Here is a 20,075-nt window from a genome sequence, read left to right as displayed (position 1 = left end):
CCCGGCCACCCGTGTACCCCGCGTGCCCCACCCCCGTACCACTCCGGGCTGCGGGGTGCGATCACCTCCCCTACTGTCTCTCTTGTCCCGACAGAGACCTTTGCACCCTCGATGCCCCATTCGCCCCGCACGGAGAGTCCCCATGCCCGACACCGGACAGCGCGAGCGGCCCGTACCGCGATACGAGCCCGACGAGGCGTACGAGGCGTACGAGGCGTACGAGGCGTACGAGGCGTACGAGGCGTACGAGGGAGGCAGCCCCGAGGCCGAACGGCTGCTCTTCGAGAGGCTGGCGCGGGAGCTGATGACCGTCCAGCGGGCGCACCAGCAGGCGTCGGGCGCCGCCCATCTGCTGCGCACGTTCCACGCGAAGGCGGCGCTCGGCGTGGACAACGCACGGCTGCGCTTCCACGACGGCCTTCCGCCCGAGCTGTGCGTCGGGTACGCCCGGCCGGGCGCGGAATACCCGGCCGTGGTGCGGCTGTCCAACGAGAGCGGCACCGAGCGCCACGACGCCACGCCCGATCTGCGCGGGATGGCGGTGCGGGTGCAGGTCGCCCCCGGCGAGAGCCACGATCTGCTGGCCACCAGCTTCCCGGTGTCCCACGCCGCCGACGCGCGCGAGTTCGTGGCCTTCGCCAAGGCCACGGCGGGCGCGGACACCACCGTCGAGCGGGCCTTCGGGCTCTTCGTCCGGCTGCCGCTGGCCGTCGGCTGGGGAGCCGCCGACCGGATGCGCCGCAATGTGCACACCGCCACCCGGTACGCGGTCGGCTCGCTGGCCCGCGAGACGTTCTGGAGCCGGGGCGCGGTCCTGTGGGGCGCGGCCGGGCCCGTGCGCTACCAGCTGCGCCCGGCCCCCGGCGGCACCCCCGCGCCGTTCCCGGACGGCTCCGATCCGGACTACCTCCGCCATGAGCTGACGATGCGGCTGGCCACCGGCGACGTGTGCTTCGAGCTGTGTGTGCAGCGCTATGCGGACGAGCGCCGCACCCCGGTCGAGGACGGCTCGGTGGAGTGGCGGGAGAGCGACGCCCCGCTCGTCCCGGTGGCGCTGCTGACCGTACCCCGCCAGGATCTGGACACCCCCGGGGCCCGGGCGGCAGCCCGCCGGGTCGAGCAGCTGGCGTTCAACCCGTGGCACACCACGGAGGAGTTCCGGCCGCTGGGCAACCTCAACCGGGCCCGTAAGGCGGCGTACGAGGCGGCCGCCGCACACCGTCTCGGGCTGTGTTCGAGCGCCGCGCCACCGCCGCGCGACACCGTCCTCGGGGTGCCGGTGCGGGCCGGGGCGCGGCTGGCCCTCGGCCTGGTCGACCGCTGTGTGCCGTGGCACCGGCTGCCGGTGCCACCGGGGCTGCCCGGCCTGCCCGCGCTGCGCCGTACGCTCCGGCGGCTGCGCCTCGTCGAAGGCGGCACCGGCGGCGGCACCGACGGCCGTACCAACGGCGGCAGCGAGGCGGATGCCCGCTGATTCGCTCGGCCGCTGGACCGGTTCATCGCCGCGATATCGTGTGGCGGTTCATGCGGGCCGGACACGGGGGAGCGGTTATGGGCGGCGAGGTCGGGCCGGACCGGGGGCGGCGCGTCACGATACGGGACGTGGCGGCGCGCGCCGGGGTCTCCAAGGGCGCGGTCTCGCTCGCCTTCAACGACCGTCCCGGGGTCTCCCCCGCCACCCGGGACCGCATCTTCGCGGCCGCCCGCGACCTGGGCTGGGCACCCCATCTGTCCGCCCGTTCCCTGTCCAGCTCCCGGGTGGACACCGTCGGCCTGGCCATCGCCCGCCCGGCCCGGATGCTGGGTCTCGAACCCTGGTTCATGGAGTTCGTCTCGGGCATCGAGAGCGTGCTCGTCGAGCGGTCCTGCTCACTGCTGCTGCGGCTGGTGCGGGACGTGGAGGAGGAGATCGCGGTCCAGGAGGCGTGGTGGCGCGGGCGGCAGGTGGGCGGCTCGATCCTGGTCGACCTGCGCGACGGTGATCCGCGCGTCCCCGCGCTGCGGCGGCTCGGGCTGCCCGCCGTCGCCGCCGGGCACCCGTCACTCGCGGGCGGGCTCACCTCGGTGTGGACGGACGACGCGACCGCGGTGGGCGAGGCGGTGCGCTATCTGGCGGCGCTCGGCCACCGCCGGATCGCCCGGGTCGGCGGGGCACCCGCGCTCGGCCACAGCACCGTGCGGACGGCCGCCTTCGAGGCCACCTTGGGCGCGTTGGGGCTCGGGGCCGGGCGCACGGTGGCCACGGACTTCTCCGGCGAGGAGGGCGCGCGGGCCACCCGCGCCCTGCTGGCCTCGGACGACCGGCCGACGGCCATCATCTACGACAACGACATCATGGCGGTGGCGGGTCTCTCGGTGGCGGCCGAGATGGGGCTCGCGGTCCCGGCCGATGTGTCGCTGCTGGCGTGGGACGACTCCCAGCTGTGCAGGCTGACGCATCCGACGCTGTCGGCCATGAGCCACGATGTGTTCGGCTTCGGCGCGGAGGTGGCGCGGCGGCTGTTCGACGTCCTGGACCGGGCCGAGTCCCGCGCCCACCAGGCCCCGACCCCGGCCCTCACCCCCCGGGCGAGCACGGCGCCGCCACCGGCCCGGAGGCCCTGAACCGGTTCAGCCGTCCCCCGCCGGGCCCCGCGCACCCGCGCTCGGGCGCCCCCGCGGCCCGAATGCCGCGCCGCGCTGCGGGCACTCGCCGGAGGTGGTACGGATAGCCGCAGGCCGCGGCGGCAACAGGCCCAGGGAGCAGCCCTTATGGATTGGTTCACGTCATCCGGTTACTGGCTGAGCCGACTGGTCTTCCAACGGGGGCTGGCCGCCATCTATCTGATCGCCTTCCTGACGGCGGCCTTCCAGGGCCGGGCCCTGATCGGCGAGCGGGGGCTCACCCCGGCGCCCCGGTTCCTCGCGCGGGTGCCGTTCCGCCGCTCGCCCAGCCTCTTCCATCTGCACTACTCCGACCGCTTCTTCACCGTCTGCGTCTGGCTCGGCGCCGCGCTGGCCGCCGCCGTGCTGGCCGGGGCCGCCGACGACGTGCCGCTGTGGGCCGCGATGGCGGCGTGGCTGGTGCTGTGGCTGCTGTATCTGTCGATCGTCAACGTGGGGCAGGTGTGGTACGGCTTCGGCTGGGAGTCGCTGCTGCTGGAGGCCGGGTTCCTCGCCGTGTTCCTGGGAAACGGGCGGACCGCGCCGCCCGTGCTGATCCTGTGGCTGCTGCGCTGGCTGCTGTTCCGGCTGGAGTTCGGTGCCGGGCTCATCAAGATGCGCGGGGACCGCTGCTGGCGCGATCTGACCTGTCTGGACTACCACCATGAGACCCAGCCGATGCCCTCCCCGCTGAGCTGGTACTTCCACCATCTGCCGAAGCCGCTGCACCGGGTCGAGACGGCTGCCAACCATGTCGCCCAGCTGATCGTTCCGCTGACCCTGTTCACCCCGCAGCCGGTCGCGAGCGTGGCCGCGGGCATCATCGTGGTCACCCAGCTGTGGCTGGTGGCGTCCGGCAACTTCTCCTGGCTGAACTGGGCGACGATCGTGCTGGCCCTCTCCGCGGTCGACGGGCGGATGGCCGCCGAGGTGCTGCCGCTGCCGACGCCGCCCCCGCTGCCCGCTCCCCCGGCCTGGTACGAGGTGCTGGTGGCGGCGGCCTTCGTCCTCGTCGTGGTGCTCAGCTACTGGCCCGCCCGCAACCTCCTCTCGGGCCGCCAGCTGATGAACTACTCCTTCAATCCGCTCCATCTGGTCAACACCTACGGCGCGTTCGGCAGCGTCAACCGCAGTCGGCAGGAGGTGGTGATCGAGGGGACGGACGAACCCGTGCTCACCCCGGACACCGTGTGGAAGGAGTACGAGTTCCGGGGCAAGCCGGGCGATGTGCGCAGGATGCCGCGCCAGTTCGCGCCGTACCACCTGCGGCTGGACTGGATGATGTGGTTCGCCGGGATCTCCTCGGCGTACGCCGGGTCGTGGTTCACCCCGCTCGTCGGCAAGCTGCTGGTGAACGACCGGGCCACGCTGCGGCTGCTGCGCACCTCCCCCTTCCCGGACGCGCCGCCCACCCACATCCGGGCCCGGCTGTACCTCTACCGCTTCACCACCCGGCGGGAGCGGCGCGCCGGTGGCGGGTGGTGGCACCGCACCCTGATCGGCGAGTTCCTGCCCCCGGTCCGGCTGGAGGAGGTGGACCCGCGGGGCCGGTGACGGGCCGTTCCCCTTCTGGCCGCACCCTTTGTTAGCTTTCGGCGGAAACAGGTACACATACTGTCGTTTGTTCCTTTCGGCGACCGAGGGAGCGCGGCCGGTGCTGCCATTTGCGATGCTGTCCGATCTCGTCGCCCTCCCGGTCCGCAGCGTCCACGGCCTGCGGCTGCGCCTCGCGGACGTCGCCGAGATCCTGCGCGACACCGGTGAGCGGCGCACCCGCCGCAGGGTGTGGGCGCGGGAGGGCCGGGCGCATGTGGAGGTGCGCGGGCTCACCGGACACGGGGAGGCGCACGACCGGCTGGCCGAACGCCTGACGGCCGCGCTGCGCCGCCTGCACGGCGTCAACTGGGCCGAGGTGAACGCGGCCGTGGGCCAGGTGCTGGTCGACTGGGACGAGGACCATCTCGACGCCGACGATGTGCTCGAGGTGATCGAGCACATCGAGAAGGCCCACGGAAGCGATACGGACACCTTCCCGGCCGGTCGCCCGTTCCCGCCGTACGACACCGCCCCCGCCACGCTGGCCGCCACCGCCCTCGCCGCCGACTGCGTGGGGCTGATGACGGCCACGATCCGGCGAGTGACGCTGCTGCACGCGCTCACCCCCGCGCTGCGCATCCCCGTGGTGATGGCCGAGATCCAGCCGCGGCTGCGCGGTCTGCTGGAGTCCCGGCTCGGCCACGCCCACACCACCCTGCTGCTCGGCGTGTCGAACGCGGCGGTGCACGCGCTGACCAGCGGTGAGGTACCGCTGGCGCTGGACGCGGTGCAGCGCCTGCTGCAACTCGCCGAGATCCGCGGTCGGCAGGCCGTATGGCAGCGCCGCGAACCCGAGCTGGTGCCCGGCTCCGACGGGCTGCCGCCGCATTCGCCTCCCCCGGCGCCCCGCCCCGCGCCGCTGCCCGCCGGTCCGGTCGAGACCTGCGTCGACCGCACCTCGCTGGCGTCCCTGATGGGGGCGGGCGGGCTGCTGGCCTGGACGCGGGACCCGGCGCGGGCCGCGGAGGCGATCCTGGCCACCGTGCCGAGGGCCGCCGGCGCGGGCCGGGAGGCCTTCGCCGCCCGGCTGGGCGAGGCCCTGGCCCGCGAGGGTGTGGTGCCCATGAACGGCGCGGCGCTGCGGCTGCTGGACCGGATCTCGTTGGTCCTGATCGACGCGGGCGTGCTGTGCACCCGGCGCCCGCGGCTGCTGTCGGTGGCCACCGTCGGCGACCTGGACGAGGCCGGGGCGTGGAGCGCGGCGCAGTCCGTCCTGGACCGCCGCTCGCTGCCGGAACTCTCCGGTCAGGGACCCTGGGTCCGCGGCTCCTGGCGGCTGGAGCGGCCGGACGACGTCCCCGCTGCCCACCCGTCGAGCCCGTCGGCGATGACCGTGGACCTGTGCGACCCGCACGGGCGGCGGCAGGCGCGGGTCCGCATCGGCTGCGAACTCGACCCGCTGGCCGACGCCGTGGTGGCCGCCGCCCGCGCCGGTGCGGACCGGCTGCTGCTCACCGAGCACGCGAGCGCGGAGGAGATCGCGCCCTGGGCGGACGAGTTGCTCGCCCGCGGCACGGCGCTACCGGACCGGGTGCGCCGGTTGCAGACCGACGGCCAGGGCGTGCTGCTGATCAGCGCCGAGGAGGACGCCGCGCTGGGCGCGGCGGACCTCGGCGTCGGCGTCGTACGGCGCGGCGAGGCGCGGGTGTGCTGGTCGGCGGATCTGCTCTGCGGCCCCGGGCTCGCCCAGGCGTGGCGGGTGCTGCGGGCGCTCCAGGACGCGCGCGGGGTCAGCCACCGGTCGGCCCGGCTGTCGACGGGCGGCTCCGCGCTCGGCGCGCTCATCGCCGCCGCGGGCACCCGGCCCACCGCGGTCGGCTTCGCCACCTCCCCGGTGTACAGCGCGGCCTTCCTGGCCGTGCTCGGCGGGATCGGCGCGGCGCGCCGGGTGCACCGCCGTCCGCTTCCGGCGGAGCGGGTCCGCGGCAACTGGCACATGCTGGGGGCGCGGGAGACGCTGAGCGTGACCCGCGCGTTCCAGGAGCACCGGGCGGAGCCCTCGGACCCCGGCGTGTCGCACGACGAGGCGGCCGGGGCGGCGACACGCCGGGTATGGGCGGCTCCGCTGCGCCCGGTGCGCAGGGCCGCGGGGATGGTCGTACGGGCCGGGGCCGCGGGCGTCGCCGCCTCCCCCGTCGGCGCGCTGACCCGGGACACCGCCGCGCTGGCCGGTGCGGTGCGCGAGGAGCTGCGCGATCCGCTCACCCCCGTGCTGGCACTGGGCGCCGCGGCGTCCGCGGCGGTGGGGTCCGGAGTGGACTCCCTGCTGGTCGCCGGGGTCATGGCGGGCAACGCGGTGATCAGCGGCGCGCAGCGGCTGCGGGCCGAACACTCGCTGCGGGGCCTGCTGCTGAGCGAGCAGCGGCACGCCCGGCTGGTCGGCTGGGCGCCCGCGATGTCACTGGCGGACGGGATGGCCGTGGACCGCGAGGCGTTCTTCGCCGGGCTCACCACGGCCCCGGCGCGGCGCGTGGCCGCCGAGACCCTGACGGTCGGCGACATCGTCGCGCTGCGCCCCTCCGACGTCGTACCGGCCGACGCCCGGCTGCTGGTGAGCGACCGGCTGGAGCTGGACGAGGCCGGGCTGACCGGCGAGTCGGGGCCGGTCGCCAAGGACCCGGCCGCCACGCCGGGCGCCGATCTGGCCGACCGTTCCTGCATGGTCTACCAGGGGTGCACCGTGCTCGCCGGAACCGGCTGCGCGGTGGTCGTGGCCGCCGGGCCGCAGACCGAGGCGGGGCGCGCCGCCACACTGGCCGGGCGCGGCGAGCCGCCCCTCGGCATCGAGGGCAGGCTCGCCTCGCTCACCAGGGTCGCGCTGCCCGCCACCGGGATCGGCGGCGCCGCCGTCACCCTGCTGGGCCTGCTGCACGGCACGCCGGTGCGCGAGGCGCTGGCGACCGGGGTGGCCGTCGCGGTGGCCGCCGTGCCCGAGGGGCTGCCGCTGGTGGCCACCGTGGCGCAGTCCGCCGCGGCGCGGCGGCTGGGACGCCGCGGGGTGCTGACCCGCTCGCCGCGGGTGCTGGAGGCGCTGGGCCGGGTGGACACGGTGTGCTTCGACAAGACCGGCACGCTGACCGAGGGGCGGCTGTCGGTGGCCCGGGTGGCGGCGTACGACCACGACCTGCCGACCGACAGCCCGCTGGGCCGCCGGCTGCTGCGCACCGCGGCCCGGGCCTGTCCGGGACCCGAGGGCGGCCGGGCGCTCACCCACGCCACCGATCAGGCCGTGGTGGACGCGGCGGCCGCGCACTGCGAAGGGGACGACGCGTGGCGGCCGGTGTCCGAGCTGCCCTTCGAGGCCAGTCGCGGTTTCTCGGCGTGTCTGGGCACCGAGTCCGGGTGGCCGCGACTCGCCGTCAAGGGGGCACCGGAGATCGTGCTCGCCCGCTGCACCTCAGCGCTCGGCCCGGTGGCGGCGGGCCGCGCCGTACCGCTGACCCCCGAGCGGCTGCGCTCCACCGAGCGTCTGCTGTACTCGCTGGCCTCCGACGGGCTGCGGGTCCTGGCGGTGGCCGAGACCCTGCCCGATACGGCCGACGCCGCCGACACGCCGGAGACGTCCGGCTCATCCGGCACATCCGGCACGCCGGGGGCGACGCTCGCCGAGCTGGCCCGGGGGCTGACCCTGCTCGGCTTCGTCGCCATCGCCGACACCACGCGGCCGGGCGCGGCGGAGACCGTCAAGCGGCTCACCGACGCCGGGGTGCGCATCGCCATGATCACCGGCGACCATCCGACCACGGCCGCCGCCATCGCCCGCGAGCTGGGCATCCCCGACTCCGGCCCGGTGCTCACCGGCCCGGAGCTGGACACCCTCCCCGAGAAGGAGCGGATCGAGCGGATCTCCCGCACCACCGTCTTCGCCCGGGTCTCCCCCGAGCACAAGGTGCGCATCGTCCAGGCGCTGCGACAGGCCGGGCGGGTGGTGGCCATGACCGGGGACGGTGTCAACGACGCGGCCGCGATCCGCCTCGCGGACGTGGGCATCGGGCTGTCGGCCCACGGCTCGACCTCGGCCAGGGCCGCGGCGGATCTGGTCCTCACCGATCCGGACCCGACCCGGATCCTCGACGCGCTGCGGGAGGGCCGGGCGCTGTGGCGCAGCGTGCGGGACGCGGTGGCGATCCTGGTCGGCGGCAACGCGGGCGAGGTCGCCTTCACCGTGCTGGGCGCGGCGGTGGCGGGCCGGGCGCCGCTCGGCACCCGGCAGCTGCTGCTGGTCAACCTGCTCACCGACATGCTGCCCGCGCTGGCGGTCGCCCTGGCCCGGGCCCGGGAGGACACGGCCGGGGAGGATCCGCTGGCCGGCGGCCCCTCCCCCGCGCTACTCGGCTCCGACCTGGGCCGGATCCTGGCCGTGCGCGGCACCGCCACCGCGCTGGGCGCCGCCGCGGCGTGGACCTGCGGGCGGATGACGGGCCGGGCCCGGCGGGCGAGCACCATGGGGCTCGCGGCGCTGGTCGGCACCCAGCTGGGCCAGACGTTCATCACCGACTGGCACAGCCCGCTGGTGCTGGTCACCGGGGTGGCGTCGGCGGCCGCCCTGTTCGCCGTCATCGAGACGCCGGTGGTCAGCCACTTCTTCGGCTGTACGCCGCTGGGGCCGATGGCCTGGACGGTGGTGGGCGTGTGCTCGGCCGGTGCGACCCTGGGTGCCGCCGCGGCGCCGCGGCTGCTCTTCGCGCGGCGGGTGCCCTGCGCGATGTAGCGGGGGGCGGGCAGCGGTTCTCACCGGACGCTTGTCACCCCTTCACCCGATATTTACCCGGCGTGCGCGACCCGCTTCCCCACCCTGGTCAGGCTGCGGACATGGAAGCGGATGACCTGCTTCCACATCTGTTCCGTCCAGTGAGGTAACCCATGGCCGAGATTCTGACGACCGTCCTGGCCAAGCTGGCCCGCATGGCTCTGGAAGTGCTGCTCGCGCAGCTCGCGACGTCGCTCGTGACCGTCGTGTTCAAGCCGTCGGCCGCCCCGGCCACCGTCTGATACGACCGTTATTCCGGCGACTGTTCGCCACGAACATCCCGTCGTGGGTGATTTCTTCAGTACGAAGCTCGCCACGAATTTCGTTGATCGGCCTCGGCCCGTCACAATCACCAAGTGACCTTCCCCGTCCTCCAGCGGACTCGGTCCTTCCGGGTACCGCCGGTGAGGGGTGGGCGCTTTCGGATGTGTGAAGGAGATGACCCCTGCGAGGAGGCACGTAGGTGGAAGAAAGGCTGGCCATGACGGTGGATGCGCGTGGTGACGTCGAGGAGTTCATCCTCGGTGATCGGTTCGCCTGCCTTGCCGGGCGTTCCGCCTGGCGCCGGGGAGGCATCACTCACCGCCACTATGACCTGCTGGGGGGCGAGGACTCCGCCCGGCTGCTGGCGCTCGATATCGCGGAGTTCGTGAGTACCGCGGACTGGAGCGCCCGGACGTTCACCAGTTTCATCGCGACCTTCGAGCAACCGCGCGGGGTCGATGAGCTACGGTTCGAGGAGCTGCTGTGGCAACAGCTGCAACTGCTCCACGAACAGGACGCGGAATTCCATCACTGGGCGGAGGGCTATTCCTCCGATGCCCAGTCCCCCGAGTTCGGATTCAGCGTGGCCGGCCATCCCTTCTTCGTGATCGGCCTGCACGAGACCCACCGCCGGTTCGGCCGCCGGCCGCCCTTCCCGATGCTGGCCTTCAACTCCCACGAGCAGTTCGACCGGATCAAGGCCGCCGGGATGTGGGACCGGCTCGCGGAGAAGATCCGCAAGCAGGACATCCAGCTCCAGGGGGACATCAACCCCAACCTGTACGAGTACGAGGAGCTGTCCGAGGCCCGCCGGTACTCGGGCCGCCCCAAGCCCGCCGACTGGCAGTGCCCCTTCGCCGCCCGGGCGGCCGAGCGGGAGCGGGCGGAGCGCGAGCTGACCGTCTCGGCGGCGGCCGCGTCCGTCACCGGCACCGCGGGCTGAGATCCCGCGGACAGAGGTGACATCGCCGTAGGGCCCGGGTGCGGACGTCCGCACCCGGGCCCCTCGCGGGATGGCCCCCGTCAGTGGTCGTGCGCCGTCGCCCGGTGGACCGGGCCGTGGGCGGTCAGGCAGTGGTCGACGAGCGGTTCGTCCGCGAGACCGTGCTCGTCCCCGCCCTCCCGGGCCCGCGGGGGCGCGGTGTCGAGGTGGTCCACCTGGAGCGTGGTGTGGGTGATGCCGTACTTGTCGCGCAGCACCGCCTCCAGATCCTCCCGGACCGCGTGGCAGTCGCCCTCCGCCGCGACCAGCACATGGGCGGACAGCGAGACCTCGCCCGAGGTGATCTGCCAGACGTGCAGATCGTGCACCTCGGCCACCTCGGCGCGGGAGGCCAGCAGGCTCCCGATCTCGTCGGGCTCGACCCCGGCGGGAGCCGCCTCCAGCAGGACGCGCCCGGAGGCCCGCAGCAGTTCCACACCCGCCTTGATCATGAGGGCGACCACGATGAGACCGGCGATCGCGTCGGCCCGGGCGAAGCCCGTCGTGACCACGACCAGTCCGGCGATCGCGGTGGCGATGAAGGCGTAGAGGTCGTTCAGCACATGCTGGAAGGCGCCCTCGATGTTCAGCGAGGAGCGGTTCGCCTTCGACATGCACCACGCCGCCACGATGTTCACCACGACCCCGACGAGCGCGACGGTCAGCACCAGACCACCGGTCACCTCGGGCGGGTCGATCAGCCGCTCCACCGACTCGTAGCCGAGGTATGCGCCGAGCAGCAGCAGGGAAAGCCCATTGGCCTGCGCGGAAAGGATTTCCGACCGCTTGAGCCCATATGTATAGCCGCCGCGGGCGGGCCGGGCCGAAAGCCGGATCGCGATGAGCGCGAGGACGATCGACGCGGCGTCGGTGAGCATGTGCGCCGCGTCCGAAAGCAGCGCCACCGAACGCGCGATCACGCCGATCACGACCTCCACCAGCATAAAACCGGTGATCAGCGCGAGTGCGATGGACAGCCACCGCCGGTCGGCGTTCTCCGCCACACCGTGCGTATGCCCCCCATGACCCTCGCCGTGTCCGTGCGTATGGGCTCCCACCCGCTCCTCCTCGGCTCGCCTCACCTTATGGACAGCGGCAATTGAACAGCACATCGGAGAATTCTCCAAAGGCTGCAATGGACACGGTTATCAGGTGGCATTGCCTTATGAATTCGGCAACGCTTTTCATTGCCAGGGGAGGGGAAATGCGCAGCGCACCGGGGTCCCGAACGGGCCTCACCCGGGCGGCCGATCACCGGTCGCTGATGTGTACGAGGCCACGCCGGTGCGGGTGAGGTCGGCGCGAAGGAGGTGACCCCGCGGGGCGCGGCGCGTTGGCCGAACATGACGACGACGATGCGACGCCGTTCTCTCTCGCAGCCGAGCAGAGCGCTGGACCGGAGCACCGAAGGCGGCGGAACGGTTCACCAGACGCTTCACCAGTCGAGCTGCGTACCGATCTACGCGGCGCTGGTCGAGCGCTGGTCGTCCGCGGGGCGGGCGGTGCCCGGCGCTTACGACCGCGAGTGGACCGAACTGATCAACTGCCCGCCCTGGCCCGACCGGATCCGGGCGGCGGCCCGGCCGTCCTCCGGCTGAGCCACCGCCCGTTCCACTTCACCGAGGGGACCCGCTCAGTCGTCCCCGCCTTCCAGGCCGCCCTCCGTCTCCAGGAACAGCTCCCGGACCCGCTCCAGCACCTCCGGGTCCGGCTGCTCCCACAAGCCCCGGCTCTCGGCCTCCAGCAGCCGCTCGGCCATGCCGTGCAGCGCCCAGGGGTTGGCCTCCTCCAGGAACGCGCGGTTCTCCTGGTCGAGCAGATAGGTCTGGGCCAGCTTGTCGTACATCCAGTCGGCGACCACGCCCGTGGTGGCGTCGTAGCCGAAGAGGTAGTCGACGGTGGCGGCGAGCTCGAACGCGCCCTTGTAGCCGTGGCGGCGCATCGCCTCGATCCAGCGCGGGTTGACCACCCGGGCCCGGAAGACCCGGGAGGTCTCCTCGTGCAGGGTTCGGGTGCGCACCGTCTCGGGGCGGGTGGAGTCGCCTATGTACGCGGCCGGGGCGGTGCCCTTCAGCGCGCGCACGGTGGCGACCATGCCGCCGTGGTACTGGAAGTAGTCGTCCGAGTCGGCGATGTCGTGCTCGCGCGTGTCGGTGTTCTTCGCGGCGACCGCGATCCTGCGGTACGCGCTCTCCATCTCCTCGCGCGCCGGGCGGCCCTCCAGACCGCGGCCGTAGGCGTAGCCGCCCCACACCGTATAGACCTCGGCGAGGTCGGCGTCGGTGCGCCAGTCGCGGCTGTCGATGAGCTGGAGCAGCCCCGCGCCGTACGTCCCCGGCCGGGAGCCGAAGATGCGGGTGGTGGCGCGGCGCTCGTCGCCGTGCTCGGCGAGGTCGGCGCGGGTGTGGGCGCGTACGTAGTTGACGTCGTCGGCCTCGTCGAGGGACGCGGCGAGCCGTACGGCGTCGTCCAGCAGCCCGACGACGTGCGGGAAGGCGTCGCGGAAGAAACCGCTGATGCGCAGCGTGACATCGACGCGCGGGCGGCCCAACTGATCGGCGGGCACGGGTTCGAGTCCCGTTACTCGCCGTGAGGCGTCGTCCCACACGGGGCGGATGCCCATCAGAGCCAGCGCCTCGGCCACGTCGTCGCCGGAGGTGCGCATGGCGCTCGTCCCCCACAGCGACAGGCCGACCGAGCGCGGGTACTGGCCGTCGTTGTCGGCGCGGTAGCGCTCCAGCAGCGAGTCGGCGAGCGCCTGGCCGGTCTCCCAGGCCAGGCGGCTGGGCACGGCCTTGGGGTCGACGGAGTAGAAGTTGCGGCCGGTCGGCAGGACGTTGACCAGCCCGCGCAGCGGCGATCCGGACGGCCCCGCGGGCACGAAACCGCCGTTCAGGGCGTGGACCGCGTGGTCGATCTCGTCGGTCGTGGCGGCGAGGCGCGGCACGACCTCGCGGGCGGCGAACTCCAGGATCGGAATGACCGCGGCCCGCTGGACCTCGGGCAGGTCCAGGACAGCCTTCTCGGCTGCCTCCGGGGCCCAGTCCGCGTCCTCCATCGCCTGCACGAGGGTGCGGGCGCGCTCCTCGGCCTCGTCGGCGCCGGTGCGGGTGGCGGCCGACTCGTCCAGGCCCAGCGCCTCGCGCAGCCCGGGGAGCGCCGACGTACCGCCCCAGATCTGGCGGGCGCGCAGGATGGCCAGCACGAGGTTGACGCGCTCGGGGCCGGTCGGCGCGCCGCCGAGGACATGCAGTCCGTCGCGGATCTGGGCGTCCTTGACCTCGCACAGCCAGCCGTCGACGTGCAGCAGGAAGTCGTCGAAGCCCTCGTCGTCGGGCCGCTCCTCCATCCCCAGGTCGTGGTCGAGCCGGGCGGCCTGGATCAGGGTCCAGATCTGGGCGCGGATGGCGGGCAGCTTGGCCGGGTCCATGGAGGAGATGGCGGCGTACTCGTCCAGCAGCTGTTCCAGCCGGGCGATGTCGCCGTAGGAGTCGGCGCGCGCCATCGGCGGGACGAGGTGGTCGACCAGGGTGGCGTGGACGCGGCGCTTGGCCTGGGTGCCCTCGCCGGGGTCGTTGACCAGGAAGGGGTAGATCAGCGGCAGGTCGCCGAGTGCGGCGTCGGGGCCGCAGGCGGCGGACAGCCCCGCGTTCTTGCCCGGCAGCCACTCCAGGTTGCCGTGCTTGCCCAGGTGCACCATGGCGTCGGCGCCGAAGCCGCCGTCGGCCTCGGGGGTGGCCATCCAGCGGTAGGCGGCCAGGTAGTGGTGCGAGGGCGGCAGGTCGGGGTCGTGGTAGATGGCGATGGGGTTCTCGCCGAAGCCGCGCGGCGGCTGGATGACGACCAGGAGGTTGTTGTGGCGCAGCGCGGCGAGCACGATCTCGCCCTCGGGGTCGCGGCTGGTGTCCACGAACATCTCGCCGGGCGGCGGGCCCCAGTGCTCCTCGACCGCGTCGCGCAGCTCCCGCGGCAGCGTGGCGTACCAGCGGCGGTAGTCGGCGGCCGGGATGCGGACCGGGTTCTTGGCCAGCTGCTCCTCGGTCAGCCAGTCCTGGTCGTGGCCGCCTGCCTCGATGAGGGCGTAGATCAGTTCGTCTCCGGCGCCGGAGGCCAGGCCGGGGAGCGCCCCGTCGCCCTCCTCGGGGCCGAAGTCGTACCCTTCGGCGCGCAGTCGGCGCAGCAGGGCGACGGCGCTCGCGGGGGTGTCGAGGCCGACCGCGTTGCCGATGCGGGAGTGCTTGGTGGGATACGCGGACAGGACGAGCGCGAGGCGCTTGTCGGCGGCCGGTATGTGGCGGAGCCGGGCGTGTCGTACCGCGATTCCGGCGACACGCGCGGCGCGCTCGGGATCGGCGGCGTAGACGGGCAGCCCGTCCTCGTCGACCTCCTTGAAGGAGAACGGCACGGTGATCAGCCGTCCGTCGAACTCCGGGACGGCGACCTGGGTCGCGGCGTCCAGCGGTGAAAGGCCCTCGTCGTTCTCCTCCCACGCGCTGCGCGGCGAGGTCAGGCACAGCGCCTGGAGCACGGGGACGTCGAGCGCGGCGAGCGCGCCCGCGTCCCACGCCTCGTCGTCGCCGCCCGCCGAGGCGTCGGCGGGGCGGGTGCCGCCCGCGGCGAGCACGGTCGTGACGATGGCGTCGGCCGCGCCGAGGGCGTCGATCAGCTCGGGCTCGGGGGCCCGGAGGGAGGCGACGAACAGCGGCAGCGGGCGGGCCCCGGCGTCCTCCACGGCCCGGCACAGCGCCTCCACGAAGGCGGTGTTGCCGCTCATGTGGTGGGCCCGGTAGTAGAGCACGGCGACCGTCGGGCCGGTCACGTCCTCGCGGGCGGTGCGCTCCAGCGGGCCCCAGGTGGGGGCGGGGGCGGGCGGTTCGAAGCCGTGGCCGGTGAGCAGCACGGTGTCGGACAGGAACCGGGCCAGCTGGTCGAGGTTGGCGGGCCCGCCGTGGGCGAGGTAGGCGTGCGCCTCGGCGGCGATCCCGACGGGGACCGTGGACGCCTCCATGAGCTGGGCGTCAGGGGCCTGTTCACCGCTGAGGACGACGACGGGCAGATCGCCGGCGAGCAGGGTTTCGAGGCCGTCCTCCCAGGCACGGATGCCACCGAGCAGCCGCACGACGACGAGTTCGACCCCGTCGAGGAGGCCGGGCAGGTCGTCGAGCGGGAGCCGCGCCGGGTTGGCGAGGCGGTACGGCACCGGGCCCGTGGCCGCGCGGGCACTGAGCAGGTCGGTGTCGGACGTCGACAGCAGCAGAATCATGGCTCAGTGCCTTCCTCGGGGTCCGCGCCCCGGGCGGGTTGGAAGACGGCAGGAGTTCCTGGCTCGCACGGCGGGCTGTCGTGCTCACAGTGGCGGGACCGCACCGGATTCGCACCGGTTTCCTCCCCTAGACGCCGTCTTGTGCGTCCGGCGGGCCAGACGGCCCGCCGAAGAGCATAGTAGGCGTTGCTGACCTGGTACGGGACGGTGAGGGCCGACCGGACGTCGGTATGCTCGCCGCCATGTCCCTCCCCCCGACAACCGGCCCACTTGCGGATGAAGCGCCCTCCGGAGCGCCCTCGCGGCGGGCGCGCGGACGCGATGACGCCTGCCCCGGCGCGCTGCGGCTGCACCCGGCGGACGACGGCTCCCTGGCGCGCGTCCGCATCCCGGGCGGCCTGCTGACGGCTGGTCAGGCGGAGGCGCTGGCGGGGGTGTGCGAGGAGCTGGGGGACGGTCGGCTCGACCTCACCTCACGGGGCAATCTCCAGGTCCGGGGCCTGGACACGGGATGCGGCGGCGAGCTGGCGGCCGCGCTGCGGACCGCCGGGCTGCTGCCCTCCGACCGGTACGACCGGGTGCGCAACATCGTGGCGTCTCCGCTGAGCGGCCTTGACGGCGCCGGATGCGGCGATGTCGCCGCGTGGGCGCGGGAGTTGGACGCCGCGCTGTGCGCCGGTACGTGGGCGGAGCTGTCCGGCTTGTCGGGCCGTTTCCTGTTCGCGATGGACGACGGCCGAGGCGATGTGGGCGCACTCGGCGCGGATGTGACATTGATCGCAACCCGCGATGACGGAGCGGTGCTGGGCGTGGGCTCCGGGTGTGCGCTGGAGGTGCGGGCGGAGGACGCATCACGCGCCGCCGCACTGGCCGCCGTGGAGTTCCTGACCCGGACCCGGGAAAGCGGTACGCGGGCGTGGCGGGTGCGCGAACTGCCCGCGCAACACGCCGTGACGGCCGAGGGCTTGGCGGCGCGACTCGCGGACGAGGGTGTCGAAGCCGTACGTATCGGACACGACGTGCCGAGCGCGCCGAAGCCCGGCGCGCCGCCCGCGCCGGGCGTGGTGTCCGGGCCGGACGGGCGCCACGCCGTGTCCGTCCTCGTTCCCCTGGGCCGGGTCCGCGCGGCGCGGTGGCGGCTGCTCGCCGGGCTCGCCGCCCGGCACGGGTCGGGCGATCTGCGTGTGACACCCTGGCGCGGCGTGGTGCTCCCGGGGTTCACCGCGGACGGCGCGCGGGCCGCTGCGCGCGAGGTGGCCGACGCGGGGCTGGTGACCGATCCGGACTCCCCATGGGTCGGGGTCGGCGCGTGCACGGGGCAGCCGGGCTGCGCCAAGTCCCTGGCCGATGTGCGCGCCCACGCGGCGCGCGCGGTGGCGGACGCCCCTCGTACGGGCGCTCCCCGCTCCCCCGACGCGCCGCCGGTGTACTTCTCCGGCTGCGAGCGGCGCTGCGGCCACCCCGGCGGCCGCTGGGTGGACGCGCTGGCCACCTCCGGTACGGACTACCGGCTCACCGTGCGCGACCCGCGGGAGCCGGACGGCGCGAGCGGCCGCGGGACGGACGTGGCGGCGGAGCGGTTGGCGGATGCCGTGGCGACGGCCCGCGAAACCGCATGAGCAACGGCATCAGCAACGACATGACGGCATGATCAACGACATGATCGAGGACACAGTGTTCGACTACGAGAAGGACGGAGCGGCCATCTACCGCGCCTCCTTTGCCACCATCCGCGCCGAGGCGGACCTGGGCGGGCTCCCCGCCGACGTCAGCCAGGTGGTGGTGCGGATGATCCACGCATGCGGCATGGTCGACCTGGTCAAGGACCTCGCGTACACGCCCGAGGTGGTCGCGCGGGCCCGGGAGGCGCTGCGCGCCGGGGCGCCGGTGTTCTGCGACGCGCAGATGGTCGCCAGCGGCGTCACCCGCAGGCGGCTGCCCGCCGGCAACGACGTGGTGTGCACGCTGTCCGACCCCGCCGTACCGGAGTTGGCGCGGCGCATGGGGACGACGCGCAGCGCCGCCGCGCTGGAGCTGTGGCGGGACCGTCTCGAGGGTTCGGTCGTGGCGGTCGGCAACGCGCCCACCGCGCTGTTCCGGCTGCTGGAGATGCTCGAAGAGGGCGCGCCGCGCCCGGCCGCCGTCATCGGTGTGCCGGTCGGGTTCATCGGCGCCGCCGAGTCCAAGGAGGCGCTGGCCGTACATCCGGCGGCGCCCCACCATCTGGTGGTGCGCGGCCGACGCGGCGGCAGCGCCATCGCCGCGGCCGCGATCAACGCGATAGCGAGCGAGGAAGAGTGAGCGAGCAGCAGCGACAGGCGACGCGCCCGGTCGAGGGTCCGCAGGGCCGGCTGTACGGCGTGGGCCTCGGCCCCGGCGACCCGTCCCTGATGACGGTACGGGCGGTGGAGGTCATCGCCGAGGCCGATGTGGTCGCGTACCACAGCGCCCGGCACGGCCGCAGCATCGCCCGCTCCATCGCCGAGCGGCATCTGCGGCCCGACCACATCGAGGAGCGGCTGGTCTACCCGGTCACCACGGAGGGCACCGACCATCCGGGCGGCTACCGGGGCGCGATGGAGGAGTTCTACACGGAGGCGGCCGCGCGGCTCGCCGCGCATCTGGACGCGGGGCGCACGGTCGCGGTGCTGGCCGAGGGCGATCCGCTGTTCTACGGCTCGTACATGCACATGCACAAGCGGCTCGCCGACCGCTACCCCACCGAGGTGATCCCCGGCGTCACCTCGGTGAGCGCGGCGGCCGCGCGGCTCGGCGCGCCGCTGGTGGAGGGCGAGGAGGTGCTGACGGTCCTGCCGGGCACCCTGCCCGAGGAGGAGCTGACGGCGCGCCTCGCGACGACCGACGCCGCGGCGGTCATGAAGCTCGGCCGCACCTTCCCGACCGTGCGGCGCGCCCTGGAGCGTTCGGGGCGGCTCGCCGACGCGCGGTACGTGGAGCGCGCCACGATGAGCGCGGAGCGCACCGGGCGGCTGGACGAGGTCGACCCGTCGTCGGTGCCGTACTTCTCGGTGGCGGTGCTGCCGAGCCGTATCGACGCCCCGGCCGCCGCCGTGTCCGGGCGTCCCGGCGAGGTCGTGGTGGTGGGCCTCGGCCCGGCCGGTCCGCTGTGGCTCACCCCCGAGGCGCGCGGTGAACTGGCCGCCGCTGAGGATCTGGTCGGCTACACCACCTATCTGGACCGGGTCCCGGTACGCCCCGGCCAGCGGCGTCACCCCTCCGACAACAAGGTCGAGGCCGAGCGCGCCGAGTTCGCCCTCGACCTCGCCCGGCGCGGTCGGCGTGTCGCCGTCGTCTCCTCGGGCGACCCCGGCGTGTTCGCCATGGCCACCGCCGTTCTGGAGGCCGCGTCCGAGGAGCCGTACCGCGACGTCCCGGTCCGGGTGCTGCCCGGCATGACCGCGGCCCACGCCGCCGCCGCCCGCGCGGGCGCCCCGCTCGGCCACGACTACGCCGTCGTCTCGCTGTCCGACCGGCTCAAGCCCTGGGAGGTCATCGCCGGGCGGCTGCGCGCCGCGGCCGCCGCCGACCTGGTCCTCGCCCTGTACAACCCCGGCTCCCGCAGCCGGATCTGGCAGGTCGGCAAGGCCCGCGAACTCCTGCTGGAACACCGCGCGCCGGACACCCCGGTCGTCCTCGGCCGCGACATCGGCGGCCCCGAGGAGTCCGTCCGCATCATCCGCCTGGCCGACCTCGACCCGGCCGACGTGGACATGCGCACGATCCTGCTCATCGGCTCCTCCCAGACCCGCACGGTCCGGCGCGGCGACGGCACCGAGATCGTCTGGACGCCCCGCCGCTACCCCGAGGGGTGACGAAGCCAGGCAATGGCCCCGGCGGGGGTCCGGGCCACCGGAACCCCCTCCGGGGCCGGTGGCCGCTGGACGACGACCACCGGGATTCCGGCGTCCCGGGCCGCGGTCAGCTTGGGTGCCGTGGCCCCGGCGCCGCTGTCCTTGGTGACCAGGACGTCGATGCGGTGGCGGCTCAGCAGCGCGGCTTCGTCCTGGAGGGTGAACGGGCCCCGGTCGAGGATCACCTCCATGCGGGGCGGCACCGGGGGCTGCGGGGCGTCCACCGAGCGGACCAGGAACCACCGGTCGGTGAGGTGGGCGAAGGCCGCCAATCCCATGCGGCCGGTGGTGAGGAAGATCCGCTCCCCCAGGTCGGGCAGCAGCCGCGCGGCCTCCTCCAGTGAGGCCGCCGGATGCCACCGGTCGCCCGGACCCGCCACCCAGCCGGGGCGGCGCAGGGCGAGCAGGGGAACATGGACGGCGGCGGCCGCACGGGCCGCGTTGTGACTGATCGTGTCGGCGAAAGGATGGGTGGCGTCGATGAGCGCGTCCACCTGGTGCTCGCGGAGCCAGCGGGCCATGCCCTCGGGGCCCCCGAACCCGCCGATCCGCACCTGCCCGGCGGGCAGTCGCGGTGCGGCGACCCGGCCCGCGAGGGAACTGGTGACGCGCAGGGCGGGATCGCCGTCCAGCTCCGCGGCGAGGCGGCGGGCCTCGGTGGTGCCGCCCAGGATGAGCACATGGCGCGCCGGTGCGCTGTTCATC

The 20,075-nt window shown here is 74.1% G+C and carries 13 protein-coding genes and 1 riboswitch; of the genes, 10 read left to right on the top strand and 3 right to left on the bottom strand.

From position 1 onward, the window contains the following. The first annotated feature begins 142 nt into the window (after nucleotides 1-142). The 6 genes from ACH4TL_RS19755 to gntA all read left to right on the top strand — a co-directional run bounded on the left by ACH4TL_RS19755 (nucleotide 143) and on the right by gntA (nucleotide 10,196). Nucleotides 143-1,474, top strand: coding sequence for a hypothetical protein (locus ACH4TL_RS19755; RefSeq protein WP_398315758.1), 1,332 nt, complete (start codon nucleotides 143-145; stop codon nucleotides 1,472-1,474). A 77-nt stretch (nucleotides 1,475-1,551) separates the two neighbouring features. Then, nucleotides 1,552-2,604, top strand: a complete 1,053-nt coding sequence (locus tag ACH4TL_RS19750) for a LacI family DNA-binding transcriptional regulator (protein ID WP_398315756.1) — start codon at nucleotides 1,552-1,554, stop codon at nucleotides 2,602-2,604. Nucleotides 2,605-2,751: 147 nt separating this feature from the next. After that, nucleotides 2,752-4,197 (top strand): lipase maturation factor family protein, encoded by a 1,446-nt coding sequence (locus ACH4TL_RS19745; protein WP_398315754.1) that lies wholly within the window; start codon nucleotides 2,752-2,754, stop codon nucleotides 4,195-4,197. A 100-nt stretch (nucleotides 4,198-4,297) separates the two neighbouring features. Next, nucleotides 4,298-8,950, top strand: a complete 4,653-nt coding sequence (locus tag ACH4TL_RS19740; protein WP_398315752.1) for an HAD-IC family P-type ATPase — start codon at nucleotides 4,298-4,300, stop codon at nucleotides 8,948-8,950. A gap of 152 nt (nucleotides 8,951-9,102) precedes the next feature. After that, the gene (locus ACH4TL_RS19735; RefSeq protein ID WP_398315750.1) at nucleotides 9,103-9,231 is read left to right on the top strand and encodes a hypothetical protein; all 129 of its coding nucleotides are present in this window, start codon (nucleotides 9,103-9,105) and stop codon (nucleotides 9,229-9,231) included. A 221-nt stretch (nucleotides 9,232-9,452) separates the two neighbouring features. Further along, nucleotides 9,453-10,196, top strand: a complete 744-nt coding sequence (gene gntA / locus ACH4TL_RS19730; protein WP_398315748.1) for a guanitoxin biosynthesis heme-dependent pre-guanitoxin N-hydroxylase GntA — start codon at nucleotides 9,453-9,455, stop codon at nucleotides 10,194-10,196. An 80-nt stretch (nucleotides 10,197-10,276) separates the two neighbouring features. Here gntA and ACH4TL_RS19725 read toward each other — a convergent pair whose 3' ends face one another. Then, entirely contained in the window at nucleotides 10,277-11,347 is a 1,071-nt protein-coding gene (locus ACH4TL_RS19725) for a cation diffusion facilitator family transporter (RefSeq protein WP_398315746.1), read from the bottom strand. Between the two features lie 243 nt (nucleotides 11,348-11,590). Here ACH4TL_RS19725 and ACH4TL_RS19720 point away from each other — a divergent pair, with 243 nt between their 5' ends. Further along, a complete protein-coding gene (locus ACH4TL_RS19720; RefSeq protein WP_391172777.1) occupies nucleotides 11,591-11,833 on the top strand; it encodes a hypothetical protein in 243 nt (80 codons plus the stop codon). A gap of 35 nt (nucleotides 11,834-11,868) precedes the next feature. Here ACH4TL_RS19720 and cobN read toward each other — a convergent pair whose 3' ends face one another. Further along, the gene (gene cobN, locus ACH4TL_RS19715) at nucleotides 11,869-15,498 is read right to left on the bottom strand and encodes a cobaltochelatase subunit CobN (protein WP_398315743.1); all 3,630 of its coding nucleotides are present in this window, start codon (nucleotides 15,496-15,498) and stop codon (nucleotides 11,869-11,871) included. Nucleotides 15,499-15,530: 32 nt separating this feature from the next. Further along, nucleotides 15,531-15,682: riboswitch (cobalamin riboswitch) on the bottom strand. A 58-nt stretch (nucleotides 15,683-15,740) separates the two neighbouring features. On the opposite strand from cobN, the gene cobG reads away from it, so the two are divergent. The 3 genes from cobG to ACH4TL_RS19700 are packed head-to-tail and all read left to right on the top strand — an operon-like array spanning nucleotide 15,741 to nucleotide 19,331. Continuing rightward, a complete protein-coding gene (gene cobG / locus ACH4TL_RS19710; protein WP_398315741.1) occupies nucleotides 15,741-17,117 on the top strand; it encodes a precorrin-3B synthase in 1,377 nt (458 codons plus the stop codon). A 40-nt stretch (nucleotides 17,118-17,157) separates the two neighbouring features. After that, the gene (locus ACH4TL_RS19705) at nucleotides 17,158-17,799 is read left to right on the top strand and encodes a precorrin-8X methylmutase (RefSeq protein WP_398315739.1); all 642 of its coding nucleotides are present in this window, start codon (nucleotides 17,158-17,160) and stop codon (nucleotides 17,797-17,799) included. Then, nucleotides 17,796-19,331 carry a precorrin-2 C(20)-methyltransferase gene (locus ACH4TL_RS19700; protein ID WP_398315737.1) on the top strand — a complete coding sequence of 512 codons (1,536 nt, stop codon included), beginning with the start codon at nucleotides 17,796-17,798 and terminating at the stop codon, nucleotides 19,329-19,331. The genes ACH4TL_RS19705 and ACH4TL_RS19700 overlap by 4 nt, the downstream gene beginning before the upstream one ends. On the opposite strand, the gene ACH4TL_RS19695 is transcribed toward ACH4TL_RS19700, so the two are convergent. Next, a complete protein-coding gene (locus ACH4TL_RS19695) occupies nucleotides 19,316-20,074 on the bottom strand; it encodes a cobalt-precorrin-6A reductase (RefSeq protein ID WP_398315735.1) in 759 nt (252 codons plus the stop codon). The two genes, ACH4TL_RS19700 and ACH4TL_RS19695, sit on opposite strands and share 16 nt — an antisense overlap. Nucleotide 20,075: the final 1 nt, after the last annotated feature.

This window comes from Streptomyces sp. NPDC021115 (genome assembly GCF_044333065.1).
Taxonomy (GTDB): domain Bacteria; phylum Actinomycetota; class Actinomycetes; order Streptomycetales; family Streptomycetaceae; genus Streptomyces.
Note: the sequence above shows the minus strand (reverse complement) of the source record. Positions and strands in the feature narration are given on the sequence as shown.